The organism is Streptomyces sp. NPDC030245 (genome assembly GCF_055572995.1).
Genome location: NZ_JBVICF010000001.1, coordinates 257,555 through 270,942 on the forward strand (window position 1 = coordinate 257,555; position 13,388 = coordinate 270,942).

The window sequence follows — 13,388 nt, forward strand, 5'->3', positions numbered from 1 at the left end:
AGGGCGGATGAAGCACGGGAGAGGGATAGTGACGGCGACACCTTCGCAGCCGTACACACCGGACAGAACCGAGGCCGAGAGCACCACAGCAGCGACAGCCACAGCGGCGGATTCAGGGGTCGGGGGCGGGGCGGGTGCGGTCGGTCGTCGCGCGGGGCGCGCCCGGCGGGTTCCCGGCCGTCGCCCCGGGTCCCGGCCCCGGCCCGGCGGGAGCGCGCGCCGCGGCGCTCCCCTCCGTGCCGCCCTCGACACCCTCGCCCTCGTCACCGCCGTCACCCTCTCCCTGCCGCTGCTCGCCGCCGCCGTGCCGGCCGCGTTCGCGGGCGGCGGCACCCGCCGGTGGTTCGGCGGCCGCGGCGAGAGCCTGCGCGCCGAGGCGCAGGCCGCGAAGGACGCCGCCGCCGCGGCCTTCTACGAACTGGACACCGCCCAGCGCGATCTGCGCATCTCCATCGAGACGATCGTGGCCGTGGACTCCTCGCCCGCGGCCCAGCGCGCCGTCTCGGACTTCGAGGCGATCGGGCGGCGCATCGACGAGGTCAGCCATCAGTACATCAACGCGGTGGACGCCCACGACCTCGACCGGGACGACCTGGAGTCCTCGGTCGCGGCCCGCGCCAAGACCGAACTCACCGCGGCCAGGACCGAGCTGGGCAGGACGAAGCAGGACCTGGAGCGCTTCCAGCAGGGCCTCGGCCCGCTGCTCGACAAGGCGGAGACCCAACTGGCGCGGCTCGCCCCCGCGGTGGAGCGGGCCCGCCAGACGCTGCTCGCCGCGAGCAACGCCCTGGACACCGTGCGGGCCGCGGGCCTCAAGGCCGACGACCTCGCCGCCCGGCTCGCCGCCCTCGGCCCCGAGCTGACCAAGCTCAACCAGGGCGCGGGCCGGCACGGGGTGCCGGAGACGTTGCAGCGGGCCGACCGCGTCCTGCGCGACGCCGAGGCCGTGCGCGCCGAGGCCGAGCGGCTGCCCGAGCGGGCCGCCGAGATCGACCGGCGGCTCGTCTCGCTGCGCACCCGCGCGCAGGCGCTGACGACCCGCAGCGGCCAGGTCGAGCCCGTCCTCAGCGAGCTGCGGCGCAGGTTCTCCGCCGCCTGCTGGCAGGACCTTCAGCACGTGCCCGACCAGGCCGCGGAGCACGTGCGCCAGGCCGAGGCCAAGCTCGCGGAGGCGCGGCAGGCCCGTGAGGAGCAGCGCTGGCCCGACGCCACCGCGCGGCTCTCGACCGTCCGCGCCCTGCTGAACTCCACGGACGAGGCGGTCTCGGCGGCCGGCGACCGCCTCCAGCGGCTGAACGCGGTGTCGAAGGACCCGCAGCAGGAGATCGACCGCACCCGCTTCGCGATCCGGGACGCACAGCGCCTGGCGATGGCGGGCCGCCAGACCCCCGAGCCGCGCCACGCCCGCCCGCTCGACGACTCCGTGGCCCGCCTGGACCGCGCGGTGGCCTCCTTGGAGGGCCGCCACCCCGATTACTGGCACTTCCTCACCGAGACCGAGGCGGTTCGCACGACCGTGGCGCGCGTGGTCGCGCAGATCCGGGAGGAGCGGGGGCAGGGGGTCTGAGAGCCTGTCGCACGACCCCGCCCGGGGTCCGGCTTGAACCACTGTGCGAATGTGGGGAGATGCGTGACTTCCCCACGGATCTCCGGGCGCGGCGCCTCGTCGCCATCGTGCGCGGCACCGATCCCGACGCCTCCTTCCGTACGGTCATGACGCTCGTGGAGTCCGGCGTTCCGCTGGTCGAGGTCTCCCTCAGCGGCGCCGACGCCCTGGGCGTGCTGCGCCGGGCGCGGGCCGAGCTCGGCCCGGACGCCTGGCTCGGCGCGGGCACGGTCCGCACCGCCGACGACGCCCGCCGCGCCGCCGACGCGGGTGCCGACCTCATCGTCACGCCGGGGCTCGGCGCGGGCGTCGACGAGGCGGTACGCCTCGGACTGCCCGTACTCGGCGGCGTCCTCACGCCCACCGAGGTCATCGCGGCCGAGGCGGCGGGCGTGACAGCGCTGAAGGTCTTCCCGGCGTCGGCGATGGGCGGCCCCACGTATCTCAAGGCGCTGCGCGCCCCCTTCCCCCACACGCCCTTCGTGCCGGTCGGCGGGGTGGACGCGGTGGCCGCCGAGGCGTATCTGGAGTTCGGCGCGGTGGCGGTGGGCGTCGGCTCACCGCTGATCGGTGACGCGGCGGACGGCGGCGACCTGGGCGCGCTGCGGGCGCGGGCGGCGGAGTTCGTGGCGGTCACGGCGGTGACGGCCCGATGAGCGACGTCCTCACCCTCGGCGAGACCATGGTCGCCCTGCGCGGCAGCGGCCCCCTCAAGCTGGGCGGCTCGATGGACGTGTCGGTCGCGGGCGCCGAGAGCAATGTCGCCATCGGCCTGTCCCGGCTCGGCCACACCGTCCGCTGGGCGGGCGCGGTCGGCGACGACGAGGCCGGTGAGCTGGTCCTGCGCACGCTGCGCGCGGAGGGCGTCGACGTCACCGCGGCCACGCGCGACCCGCTGGCGCCGACGGGCCTGGTCCTCTTCGAGCCGCGGCTGCCGGAGGTGACCCGCGTGCACTACTACCGTGCGGGGTCGGCGGGTTCACGGCTCGCCCCGGACGCGGTCGAGGCGGCCTTCGCGACCGCCCGGCCCCCGCGCGTCCTGCACCTGACGGGCATCACGCCGGCGCTCGGCCCGTCGGCGGCCGAGGCGTGCCGGCGCGCCCTGCGCCTCGCCCGCGAGCACGGCACCCAGGTCTGCCTGGACGTGAACTTCCGCGCCCGCCTGTGGAGTCCCGAGCAGGCGGCGACGGAGCTGCGCGGATGGCTCCCGTACGTCGACGTCCTCATCGCCTCCGACGACGAACTGCCGCTGTGCCTGCCGGCGGGCGCCACGGAGAAGTGCCTCATCGACGACGGGGTCCGCGAGGTCGTGGTCAAACTCGGCGCGGCCGGCGCCACGGTCCACACCGCCGAGGGCGAACTCCACTCCGCCGCACGCGAGGTGCGGGCCGTGGACACGGTGGGCGCCGGCGACGCGTTCGTCGCCGGCTACCTGTCGGCCCTGCTGGACGACACGGACGTACGGACCCGCCTGGCCCGAGCGATCACGACGGGAGCATTCGCGGTGACAACCCGCGGCGACTGGGAGGGCGCCCCGACACGCGCGGAGCTGCCCCTACTGGAAGCGGCCGCAGGAACGACGCTCCGCTAGCCCGGGAGGGCGCGGGGCCCGGGGGAAAGCGCCCGCAGGGCAGCTTTTCAGAGGCGCGGGGCCCGGAGGGGGAAAGCGCCCGCAGGGCAGCGCTTTCAGGGGCGCGGGGAACTGCGCGACCAGCCACACCCAGCCCGCAGACGAACTCCCCCAGTCCCCCAACGGCGCCACGCCTCACCCGCAGCAGCCCCCACCACAACAACCGCCCCCGCCACCACCAGCAGCACCCGCACCACCACTCGGCGCCGCAGCAGAGCCCCCCACAGCCACGGTGGAAAGCAACTTAACCGTGTCCTCGTGCCCTCCGGGGCACACCGCGGGATCCCCCGACTCGGCCATGGGACGGCTCAGCTCAAAGGTCTCACCACAGGACCGGCACCGGTATTCGTATCGAGGCATGGCCCCAGGTTACTGGGGCCCCACCGCCCTGAGGAACGCCCTCACGATCGACTCCCCCGCCGCGACCCCGCGCTCCCCGAGCACCGTGAGCCCCGGCGCCGTGAACCCCGTGTCGGCGAGCTCCCCGTGGCCGGGCCGCCAGGAGCGGTCCGCCGCGAGCAGCAGGTCGGCGTCGAGCAGCGAGTCCCCCGCCGCGAGGACCTCCGTCGCGCCGGCCCGCCGCGCGACCTCCCGTACCGCCGCGCTCTTGGTGAGCGGCTTCGGCACGGCGTAGAGCTTGCGGCCCTGGAGCGAGACGGTCCACCCGCGCTCCTCGGCCCAGACGGCGAGCTCCTTCACCCACTCCGCGGGCAGCAGCGCGCGCTCGACGACGAGGTACGCGAAGAGGTCCTCGGCGACGCGCTCCTTGAGCAGCCAGGCCGGGTCGGCGGTGCGCACCAGGTGGGCGCGGACCTCGTCGAGGGTGGCGCACTCGGCGGCGAGGCGGCGGTCGACCGCCGCCCGCCAGTCGGGGTCGGAGACGCCGTCGACGAGCAGGTGCCCGCCGTTGGCGCAGATCGCGAACCGCGGCGCCGGGCCCGGCAGATGGATGCGCCCGTACTGTTCGCGGGTCCGGGTCGTGGTCGGCACGAAGACGGCGGTGCGGCCCAGCTCGTCGAGGAGCCCGGCGGCGGTCTCGGTGACGTACGACAGCGGCTTGCCCTCGTACACCTCGACGCAGAGCAGGCGTGGCGCCTCGGCGTCGGGCATGATCAGGCCGAGGGCGGCGGTGGAGTAGATGAGGGTGCGGTCGAGGTCGCTGGCGATCACCATGGTGCTCACTTGGCGGTCACCGCCCTGCCGTCCGCGCCCGTCGCGCCGCGCGTGTACTTGGGGTGGATCAACCCGACGCAGGTGTACGGGAGTTCACCGACCTCCTCGACGGGCACGCCCCGCTGCTCGGCGAGCAGGCGTACGTGGTCGAGGTCGGCCCCGGCGCCCGCGCGGGCCAGGATCTTCCAGGGGACGCGGCGAAGGAGCACGCGGGTCGTCTCGCCGACGCCCGGCTTGACGAGGTTCACGTCGTGGATGCCGTACTCCTCGCTGATGCGCTCGACGGCGGCCCAGCCTTCCCAGGTCGGCTCGCGATCGGCGGAGAGCACCTCCTTGACCTGCGCGTCCACCAGGTCATCGACCTCCGCGAAGCGGCGCGCGATCGCGTCGATGAACTCGCCGGACAGATCCGCCCCCGCGAGCTCGCGGTAGAACTTCGCCCCGTGGAAGTCGTCCGGGCCGACCAGGTCGGCGCGGAGCACGGTGCGCGAAATGAGCCCGGAGACCGTGGAGTTGAGGCAGGCGGAGGGGATGAGGAAGTCCTCGCGGGTGCCGTAGGTGCGGACGCACGAGCCGGGGTCGGCGAGCACGGCGATCTCCGGGCTGAACCCGGCGGCGCCGCCCGCCGCCTCGAACTCGCGCACCGCGTCGGCCAGTTCGCGGGTGATCGCGCCCTTGCCGGTCCAGCCGTCGACGAAGACGACGTCGGCCGGGTCGTGGTGGGCGGCGAGCCAGCGCAGCGCGTTGGCGTCGATGCCGCGGCCGCGGACGATCGACACGGCGTAGTGGGGCAGGTCGAGGCCGTGCCGGTGGGCGGCCCAGCGGCGCATCAGGACGCCGACGGGGGTGCCCGCGCGGGCCAGGGAGACCAGGACCGGGCGCGGGGACCGCTCCGCGAGTACGGTCTCGGTGACCGTGCCGACGGCCTGCGCGATGCGGGCGGCGGACGTGTCGAGCGCGGCGCGGAACAGCTCCTGGTAGCGCTCGCTCGGCTGGTACTCGACGGGCAGCGACTCGGCGTAGTGCGCGCCACCGCTCTGTATCGCCTCCTCGCGCTCCTCCGTGGGGGCTTCGAGCGTCACGTCCGAGAGGTCCTGGAGCAGCCAGCCGACGTCTTCGGGCGCGTACGAGGAGAAGGCGGGGCCGCGGAGGGGCGCGGGGAGCATGCGGGACCTTTCAGGGACGTGCCGGGATGCGCATTCGGGTACGTACGAGGGGACGACGGCCAGCAGGACGTGCCCGGTGTGCGCGGACAGCTGCGCCAACAGGCCGTCGGAGCCGTGCAGTTGGGGCGTGTCCGCGACCGAGTCCACGACCGCGACGACCGCGTCGAAGCCGCCGCCCGCGACGTTGTACGCGTACCGCGTGCCGGGGCCGTCGGCCGGGTCGTCGTGCGCGGGGAAGGTGAGGCGGGTGCGTATCGCGTAGCCGGGGTCGTCCACGGCGAGGACGGGCGAGCGCGTCGTGGTGGAGAACCGCACCTCGACACCGCCCCGCGCCCTGCCGTCGCCCCGCGCCCCGCCACCGACCCGCGCTCCGTCACCGGCCCCCGCCTCACCGCCGGTCCGCGCCCCGCCGCCGATCCTGCGCTCCAGCTCCGCGCCGAGCGCGAGCGGCGCGTACATCAGCTCCTCGAAACCGAGGACGAGCACGCGGCGCGCCCCGGCCGGCAGGGCCTTCTCGATCTCGGCCGCCATGTCCGGCAGCGCCGCGTCGAGGGCGGCGCGGTGCGCGGGCGTGAAGCCGTGCCGCCCGCCGTCGGGGACGCCCGCGGGCCAGCCGAGCTCGACGCGCGTGACGGGACCGGGGCCGGAATCGAGGTCCCCTCCGGACGGCGGGACGGTGCGCGTCTCGTACTCCGCGACCAGCGCCTGCCCCTTCTCCAGGACGCCGTCGGGCAGCCGCACCGTGCCGGACGCCGTGGCGACGAGGTCGACGCGCGCGCCGATCTCGCGGGCGAAGCCGGCGAGCCGCCCCCGGTCCGCGGGCGAGCGCATGTCGACCAGCGCCACTATCACGTACCGCTCGCGGGGGAAGCGCTCGTGCAGGGCGCGGATGGTGTTGAGGACGGTGTTGCCGGTGGAGAACTCGTCGTCGACGAGGATCAGGGGTCCTGCGCCGGCGAGCAGCCGCGGGTCCTCGGGCAGCAGCAGGTGCGAGGTGGCGTGCGAGTGGGACTCCTCGAAGCCGCCCGCGCGCTCGACGCCGTCGACGGGGCGCCGGGTGGAGTGCAGGTAGGGCGCGAGGGCGACGCCGTCGGCGACCGCGTGGCCGAGGCCCGTCGCGGTCTCCGCGTAGCCGAGGACGACGGCGCGCCGGGCCTCGTCGTCGCCGAGCAGCTCCCGCACCCGGACGCCGAGGTCGTGCCCGGCCGCGTACACGACCGAGGGGCGCTGGGGCACGTGCTTGCCCAGGACGTTCGACACCAGGAGGTGCGCCCGCTTGGGGTTGCGGCGCAGGGCGAGGCCGAGCAGGCCGCGCAGCGACGCGTCACCGTCGAGCCCGACCCCGAGCCGCTCGGCGACCCAGGTCCCCGACCACGCCGTCGTCTCCGGCACCGCGTCTTCAGTCACGTACGTCATGTCCCTTACGTTCGTCGGCCGGGAAACCGGCACGTTCGTCGGCCGGAGATCCGGCACCTTCGTCGGCCGGGGAGTCCGGCCGGTCAAGCGGGAAGTCCCGCGGTGAGCAGCTCCACGAAGCCGATGTCCGCCTTGGCCACGCCGAAGACCTCGGCGCGCCGCAGGGTCCGCTCGGCCCAGGCGCGGTGCGGCTTCACCTCGTTCATCTTGTTCGTGTACGAGGAGCGCAGCACCCCGCCGCCGCCCCGCTCGGGCCGGAGGATGTCCTCGGCGTCGCTGAACTCCTCGTGGCTGACCACGGAGAGCGCGTGCACGGGCAGCACGTGCGAGGGGTGGATGCAGGTCTTGCCGAGCAGTCCGTTGGCGCGGTCGAGCTCGATCTCGCGGAGCAGCCCGTCCATGTCGTGCGCGATGAGGGCCTGGCGCAGCTCTTCGGCCCGGCTCTCCAGGAAGGGGCTGCGGCGCAGCTGCGGCTTGAACATCCGCTCCTGGACGCGGAAGTACTCCCACACGGGCCCGGTCACGGTGAAGCCCGTGCCGTCGGCCCTGCCGAGGACGTTGACCACGTCGGCGATGACGGAGGCGACGATCTGCACGTCGTAGGCGGTCATGTCCGGCGGTCGGCGCAGTCCGTACGCCGAGCAGAAGTCGGTGACACCGAGGCGCAGCGCGAGGACCCGGTCGCGATACTTGTCGACGGTGCGGGCGATGCCGGCGAGGGTCTCGGCGCGGCTCTCCAGGTGCAGCAGCTCGGGCGACTCCAGGACGGGCATGGCGAAGAGTCGGCGGCCCTGGCCGCCCGCGGGCCCCGCGGGGAGCTCCGCCTCCGCGGCCACCACCGCCTCCAGGAACGGAACGCCCCGCTCCTCGGTGAACTTGGGCAGTACGAATCCGGACAGCAGCCGGACGCTCGTCCCGAGCCTGCGGACGAGGTCGGGTATCTGCTCGGCGGCGCGGACCCGGATGAAGAGCAGCGGCGGCTCCGCGTCCCGCTCCGCGAGGTCGGCGAACTGCCGGACGAGGTTCTCCTCGGCGTCGGCGACCTCGGAGTCGTCGATGGAATCCTCCAGGCAGACCACCATGGAGACCACGCCGCGCCCGGCCTGCTTCATGATGTCTTCCGCGAGGCGGGGGCGGGTGGCCGGGCTGTAGAGCGTGGCGCCCAGGGCGGGCGCGAGCAGGTGGGGCGGGGAGTCCGCGGTGAAGGCACACGGCTCCCGGTGGAAGAGGCGCTGACGCACCTCTGGGGCGATGTGCCCGAAATGACGCATGTGATTCCCCTGCTGTCGCCTGTTTCGTCGACGTGGGCCGTTCGGATGTGGCCGGTAATAGTACGTAGAGACGGGTGCCGGGGGTTCCCTCCGGGCATGAACTTCAGGTAACCCGGCCATGTCACACATGCTCACCACACCACCGTCGCACGTTCGCAGCACCCGCAGGTCAGGGGCGTGATGACGCGACCGGGAGCTTCGGCCCCCCGCGTTGTCCCACTCGTGCGGGGGAAGGCAGGATGACCGTATGACGCACGCGATGTTGAAGGGGTCGAACGTCCCTCTCGAAGCCTCGTCCGTCCGCGCGGTGCTGCGCTGGGCTCCGGGCCAGGGCGTCCCCGACGTCGACGCGTCGGCGCTGCTGCTCGGCGGCGACGGCCGGGTCCGCTCCGACGAGGACTTCGTCTTCTACAACCAGCCCCGCCACCCCGGCGGCAAGGTCTGGCGGCTCGGCAAGAAGCGGGTCGCCGAGGGGCTCACCGACACGATCCAGACGGATCTGGCGGGTCTGGATCCGGCCGTGGACCGTGTGCTCCTCGCCGCGTCGGCCGAGGGTGTCTCCTTCGAGCACGTACCCGCGCTGCGGATCCTGCTCTTCGACGCCGCGGTCGCCGAGGGCGAGCCGCTGGCCTACTTCGACATCACGCCGCAGACCGGCGAGGAGACCGCGCTGATCTGCGGGGAGCTCTACCGCCGCGGTGAGGGCTGGAAATTCCGTGCGCTCGGCGAGGGGTACTCCAACGGTCTGGAGGGGCTCGCCTCCGACTTCGGGATCTCCGTGGACGACTCGGATTCCGGCGCCCCGGAGCCCTCGCCCGCCCCCTCGGCCTCCTTCCCCCTGCCGCCCCGGCAGCCGGTGCCGCAGCACCCCCAGCCGTCCGCCGCCCAGCCGGCCCCGCAGACGCCCCCGCAGCCCGCGTACGGCTACCCGCCCGAGCCGCCCCGCCACCCGGCGCCCCAGCCCGCGTACGGCTATCCGCCGGCGGCGGCCACCCAGCCCGCCCCGATGGCGCCGCCGCCCCCGGTCGCCCAGCCGTCGTACGGCTATCCGCAGCCGGTGACGCCGATGCCGGACCCGAACTTCCGGCTGCCGCCGCAGGGGCCGCAGTTCCTGCCCCGCTGAGAGGGCGGGCCGGCCCGGCGGGCGCACGGGGCTCAGCCCACCTTGGTCTTGTAGCCCCGGCCCCATTGCAGTCCCCAGCCGTACAGCCGGTCGAGCTCGGCCTGGAAGCCGTAGACGAACTTCACCTCGCGGCGCACGATCAGCTCGTTCTTCACGTTCTCGATGGAGACGACCGCGCAGGAGCGGGCCTGCGGCTGCCGCTCGTCCAGGTCGATCTCGATCCGCGGGCCGTTGCTGGGGTAGAGCGTGACCTTGGCCTGTGTGCGGTCGAAGGCCGGCGTCTGGTCGTAGATGTAGGCGAAGACCAGGAGCCGCTTGATGGACTCGCGGTGGTCGAGGTTGACGTAGATGGTCTCGCCGGACGGTGAGCCGAACCGGTCGTCGCCGCTGAGCTTCACGAACGGCGGGCCGTTCAGGTCCCCGAAGAAGCTGCCGAGGGGTTGTACGACACCCTTGGTGCCGTCCATCAGTTCGTACAGACAGCCGATGTCGAGGTCGACGTTGACCACGCCCTGTGTGTGGGCCTGGACGACGTCGGGCTGGAAGAGTTTGAAGGGGTGCCGCAGCAGGCCGCCGCCGCGGCGCGGCTTGCCGATGAGGTCGGACGTACGCATCTGCCAGGACAGGTTGACGCGCAGGTTGCCGGTGGCCGCGCCCTGTTTGGAGAGCGAGACCGTCGGGTGCCGTTTGGTGAGTTCGATGGAGTTGCTGGCGGCGCTGCCCGACTCGAAGTCCATCGAGCGCCCGCGCCACAGACCGTCCCAGAAGGACATTCCGCCCCCAAGTGCCCTTGTGCCGCCTACGGAACCGACGGGGCGGCCGTGAGGACATCTCCTCGACGGCCGCCCCGCACAGAGCGTTCCTCACCCGGGCCGTCATCACACTCCGGAAACCGGAATCGGACAGCTCGGTGAGCGAATCAGTCAGTGTCAGACACCTGACGACACCTGGGTCTTGTCACCGCTCGCGTTCCCCTCGGCCGCCGCCAGCCTCCGGTTGCGCAGCACGGACGAGACGAAGGACCAGGCGATGAGGATGACGCCGACGGAGCCGGTGATGACCTCGTGGATCTCGTACTGGATGGTGACCAGGAGGATCACGGCGAGGGCGCCGATCGCGTAGTGCGCGCCGTGCTCCAGGTAGACGTAGTCGTCGAGGGTGCCCTGGCGGACCAGGTAGACCGTGAGGGACCGGACGTACATCGCGCCGATACCGAGACCCAGCGCCATCAGCACGATGTCGTTGGTGACGGCGAAGGCGCCGATGACACCGTCGAAGGAGAAGGACGCGTCCAGGACCTCCAGGTAGAGGAACATGAAGAACGCGGCCTTGCCGGCCATCACGACGGCAGGAACCTTCTTGCCGGACCGCTTGGCCTCTTCCTCCTGCTCGTGCTCGCGCTCCTCTTCCTCCTCCAGCTTGTTCTCGAAGTAGCCGGAGAGGCCGCCGACGACGAGATACGTGATGAGACCCGCGATACCGGAGATGAGGACCGTCTGCGCCTTGTCCACATGGGTGCCACCGTGCTGGTGGGCCTGGGTGGCGAAGGTCATCGCGGTGATCATGAGCACGATGAGCGCGATGCAGACCGACAGCATGTCGACCTTGCCGAGCTTGGCGAGCGGGCGCTCGATCCAGCCGAGCCACTTGATGTCCCGGTCCTCGAAGATGAAGTCGAGGAAGATCATCAGCAGGAACATGCCACCGAAGGCGGCGATCGACGGGTGGGCGTCGGTGACCAGCTGCTGGTACTGGTCCTTGTCGTTGAGGGCGAGGCGGACCGCCTCGATCGGGCCGGTCTTGGCGCTGATGGCCACGATCACGACGGGGAAGACCAGTCGCATACCGAAGACCGCGATCAGGACACCGATGGTGAGGAAGATCTTCTGCCAGAAGGCACTCATCTTCTTCAGGATTCCGGCGTTGACCACCGCGTTGTCGAAGGACAGCGAGATCTCGAGGATGGACAGGATCGCCACGACGCCGAAGCCGGTCCACCCCCCGTAGAACACCGCGGCGACCAGGCCGAGCGCGGTCACCGCGAACGACCAGCCGAAGGTTTTCAGAATCACTGGTTACCCAATCGTGTGTTTACGGGCTCCCGTTTAGCGGTCTCCCCCGCGCCGGTCCCCTGCTTTACGAAACGTTGACCCCGAAGTCTAGAGCGATACCACGCAGGCCAGACGCGTACCCCTGCCCGACGGCACGGAACTTCCACTCTTCCCCGTACCGATAGACCTCGCCGAAGATCATCGCGGTCTCCGTGGAGGCGTCCTCACTGAGGTCGTACCGCGCGAGCTCCTGGCCGTCCGCCTGGTTCACGACGCGGATGAACGCGTTGCTGACCTGGCCGAACGTCTGCCCTCTGTTGTCCGCGTCATGGATCGAGACGGGGAAGACGATCCTGTCGCAGTTGGCCGGCACCTTGGAGAGGTCGATCAGGACCGACTCGTCGTCGCCGTCACCCTCACCCGTGAGGTTGTCGCCGGTGTGCTCGACGGAGCCGTCGGGGCTCTTCAGGTTGTTGTAGAAGACGAACCACTCGTCGCCCAGGACCCGGCCCGCGTTGCACAGCAGGGCGCTGGCGTCGAGGTCGAAGGGGGCGCCGGTGGTGGAGCGCGCGTCCCAGCCGAGGCCCACGAGGACCTGGGTGAGATCGGGTGCGGCCTTGGAGAGGGAGACATTGCCTCCCTTGGCGAGCGTGACGCCCATGGTGCTGGTCCTCCCCGTGGTGACGAGAGCCGTGCGCCCGCGGTGACGGGCGCACCAGGTGGTTGAGCGCGTCCGGCGCCGCACCTCGTGCGTGTGCGGCGCCGGACGGATGACGCGGGGGTGTGCTCGGCTCAGACGTTGACGCCGAAGTCCTGCGCGATGCCGCGCAGGCCCGAGGCGTAACCCTGGCCGACCGCGCGGAACTTCCACTCGGCGCCGTGGCGGTACAGCTCGCCGAAGACCATCGCGGTCTCCGTCGAGGCGTCCTCGGAGAGGTCGTACCGCGCGATCTCGGCGCCGCCCGCCTGGTTCACGACGCGGATGAACGCGTTGCGGACCTGGCCGAACGACTGCTGGCGGTTCTCGGCGTCGTAGATCGAGACGGGGAAGACGACCTTCTCGACGTCGGCGGGGACCGCGGCCAGGTCGACCTTGATCACCTCGTCGTCGCCCTCGCCCTCACCGGTGGTGTTGTCACCGGTGTGCTCGACGGAGCCGTCGGGGCTCTTCAGGTTGTTGAAGAAGACGAAGTTCTGGTCGCTGCTGACCTTGCCCTCCGCGTTCGTCAGGATCGCGCTGGCGTCGAGGTCGAAGTCCGTACCGGTGGTGGTGCGGACGTCCCAGCCGAGGCCGACCAGAACCGCGGTCAGGCCCGGCGCCTCCTTGCTCAGCGATACGTTGCCGCCCTTGCTGAGGCTGACTCCCACGAGTCCTCCCAATTGGTGTCCAGGGGCGGGGAGCCCCAAGCGTTGCGTTGCCATCGGATCAACGTGTGGATCCTAGTGACCGGTTCCCGGCCGCGAGCGAAAACGGGGGTTGCTCAGAGCGTTTCGAGGGCCTTGACGTACTCATTCAGGTCACGGGCGTCCGGCAGGCCGTTGACGACGCTCCAGCGGACCACGCCCTCCTTGTCGATGATGAAGGTGCCGCGCACCGCGCAGCCCTTCTCCTTGTCGAAGACGCCGTACGCCCGCGAGACCTCGCCGTGCGGCCAGAAGTCGGAGAGCAGCGGGTACTCCAGGCCCTCCTGCTCGGCGAAGACGCGCAGCGTGTGGATGGAGTCGTTGGAGACGGCGAGCAGCTGGGTGTCGTCGTTGACGAACTTCGGCAGCTCGTCGCGGAGCGCGCAGAGCTCGCCGGTGCAGACGCCGGTGAACGCGAACGGGTAGAAGAGCAGCACCACGTTCTTCTCGCCGCGGAAGTCGGAGAGCCGCACGGTCCGGCCGTGGTTGTCCTTCAGCTCGAACTCCGGGGCCTCGGTGCCCACCTCGATCGCCATGAGTGCGCATCC

At 72.1% G+C, this 13,388-nt stretch carries 13 protein-coding genes; 4 read left to right on the forward strand and 9 right to left on the reverse strand.

Annotated elements, in window-relative coordinates:
• Positions 1–28 precede the first annotated feature (28 nt).
• From ACZ4Z4_RS01105 to ACZ4Z4_RS01115, 3 genes are read left to right on the forward strand one after another with little or no spacing between them, the layout of a single operon-like run.
• Positions 29–1,567 (forward strand): hypothetical protein, encoded by a 1,539-nt coding sequence (locus tag ACZ4Z4_RS01105; RefSeq protein WP_468320454.1) that lies wholly within the window; start codon positions 29–31, stop codon positions 1,565–1,567.
• A gap of 59 nt (positions 1,568–1,626) precedes the next feature.
• Entirely contained in the window at positions 1,627–2,262 is a 636-nt protein-coding gene (locus ACZ4Z4_RS01110) for a bifunctional 4-hydroxy-2-oxoglutarate aldolase/2-dehydro-3-deoxy-phosphogluconate aldolase (protein WP_468320456.1), read from the forward strand.
• Positions 2,259–3,197: a sugar kinase gene (locus ACZ4Z4_RS01115; protein WP_468320459.1), complete on the forward strand. Its 939-nt coding sequence runs from the start codon at positions 2,259–2,261 to the stop codon at positions 3,195–3,197. The genes ACZ4Z4_RS01110 and ACZ4Z4_RS01115 overlap by 4 nt, the downstream gene beginning before the upstream one ends.
• 174 nt (positions 3,198–3,371) lie before the next feature.
• On the opposite strand, the gene ACZ4Z4_RS01120 is transcribed toward ACZ4Z4_RS01115, so the two are convergent.
• From ACZ4Z4_RS01120 to ACZ4Z4_RS01135, 4 genes are all read right to left on the reverse strand, one after another.
• On the reverse strand, positions 3,372–3,596 hold the full coding sequence (locus tag ACZ4Z4_RS01120; protein ID WP_468320462.1) for an FmdB family zinc ribbon protein: 225 nt from the start codon (positions 3,594–3,596) through the stop codon (positions 3,372–3,374).
• Positions 3,597–3,605: 9 nt separating this feature from the next.
• Complete coding sequence (locus ACZ4Z4_RS01125) at positions 3,606–4,409, reverse strand: HAD family hydrolase (protein WP_468322039.1); 804 nt, start codon at positions 4,407–4,409, stop codon at positions 3,606–3,608.
• Between the two features lie 5 nt (positions 4,410–4,414).
• Positions 4,415–6,991, reverse strand: a complete 2,577-nt coding sequence (locus ACZ4Z4_RS01130; protein ID WP_468320465.1) for a phosphoribosyltransferase — start codon at positions 6,989–6,991, stop codon at positions 4,415–4,417.
• Between the two features lie 83 nt (positions 6,992–7,074).
• Complete coding sequence (locus ACZ4Z4_RS01135) at positions 7,075–8,262, reverse strand: HpcH/HpaI aldolase/citrate lyase family protein (RefSeq protein WP_468320468.1); 1,188 nt, start codon at positions 8,260–8,262, stop codon at positions 7,075–7,077.
• A 247-nt stretch (positions 8,263–8,509) separates the two neighbouring features.
• Between ACZ4Z4_RS01135 and ACZ4Z4_RS01140 the strand changes: the two genes are divergently transcribed.
• Positions 8,510–9,385, forward strand: a complete 876-nt coding sequence (locus ACZ4Z4_RS01140) for a TerD family protein (protein WP_468320471.1) — start codon at positions 8,510–8,512, stop codon at positions 9,383–9,385.
• Between the two features lie 32 nt (positions 9,386–9,417).
• On the opposite strand, the gene ACZ4Z4_RS01145 is transcribed toward ACZ4Z4_RS01140, so the two are convergent.
• The 5 genes from ACZ4Z4_RS01145 to ACZ4Z4_RS01165 all read right to left on the reverse strand — a co-directional run bounded on the left by ACZ4Z4_RS01145 (position 9,418) and on the right by ACZ4Z4_RS01165 (position 13,376).
• Positions 9,418–10,158 carry a TerD family protein gene (locus ACZ4Z4_RS01145; protein WP_468320474.1) on the reverse strand — a complete coding sequence of 247 codons (741 nt, stop codon included), beginning with the start codon at positions 10,156–10,158 and terminating at the stop codon, positions 9,418–9,420.
• 156 nt (positions 10,159–10,314) lie between these two features.
• A complete protein-coding gene (locus tag ACZ4Z4_RS01150; protein WP_468320476.1) occupies positions 10,315–11,457 on the reverse strand; it encodes a DUF475 domain-containing protein in 1,143 nt (380 codons plus the stop codon).
• Between the two features lie 64 nt (positions 11,458–11,521).
• Positions 11,522–12,097, reverse strand: coding sequence for a TerD family protein (locus tag ACZ4Z4_RS01155; protein WP_468320479.1), 576 nt, complete (start codon positions 12,095–12,097; stop codon positions 11,522–11,524).
• A gap of 131 nt (positions 12,098–12,228) precedes the next feature.
• Positions 12,229–12,804, reverse strand: a complete 576-nt coding sequence (locus tag ACZ4Z4_RS01160) for a TerD family protein (protein ID WP_362994506.1) — start codon at positions 12,802–12,804, stop codon at positions 12,229–12,231.
• Positions 12,805–12,917: 113 nt separating this feature from the next.
• On the reverse strand, positions 12,918–13,376 hold the full coding sequence (locus ACZ4Z4_RS01165) for a peroxiredoxin (protein WP_468320482.1): 459 nt from the start codon (positions 13,374–13,376) through the stop codon (positions 12,918–12,920).
• Between the last annotated feature and the right edge of the window lie 12 nt (positions 13,377–13,388).

Coding starts and splice junctions, on each gene's coding strand:
- ACZ4Z4_RS01110 (WP_468320456.1), top strand. CDS start 1,627: ATGCGTGACTTCCCCACGGATCTCCGGGCGCGGCGCCTCGTCGCCATC.
- ACZ4Z4_RS01115 (WP_468320459.1), top strand. CDS start 2,259: ATGAGCGACGTCCTCACCCTCGGCGAGACCATGGTCGCCCTGCGCGGC.
- ACZ4Z4_RS01120 (WP_468320462.1), bottom strand. CDS start 3,596: ATGCCTCGATACGAATACCGGTGCCGGTCCTGTGGTGAGACCTTTGAG.
- ACZ4Z4_RS01125 (WP_468322039.1), bottom strand. CDS start 4,409: ATGGTGATCGCCAGCGACCTCGACCGCACCCTCATCTACTCCACCGCC.
- ACZ4Z4_RS01130 (WP_468320465.1), bottom strand. CDS start 6,991: ATGACGTACGTGACTGAAGACGCGGTGCCGGAGACGACGGCGTGGTCG.
- ACZ4Z4_RS01135 (WP_468320468.1), bottom strand. CDS start 8,262: ATGCGTCATTTCGGGCACATCGCCCCAGAGGTGCGTCAGCGCCTCTTC.
- ACZ4Z4_RS01140 (WP_468320471.1), top strand. CDS start 8,510: ATGACGCACGCGATGTTGAAGGGGTCGAACGTCCCTCTCGAAGCCTCG.
- ACZ4Z4_RS01145 (WP_468320474.1), bottom strand. CDS start 10,158: ATGTCCTTCTGGGACGGTCTGTGGCGCGGGCGCTCGATGGACTTCGAG.
- ACZ4Z4_RS01155 (WP_468320479.1), bottom strand. CDS start 12,097: ATGGGCGTCACGCTCGCCAAGGGAGGCAATGTCTCCCTCTCCAAGGCC.
- ACZ4Z4_RS01165 (WP_468320482.1), bottom strand. CDS start 13,376: ATGGCGATCGAGGTGGGCACCGAGGCCCCGGAGTTCGAGCTGAAGGAC.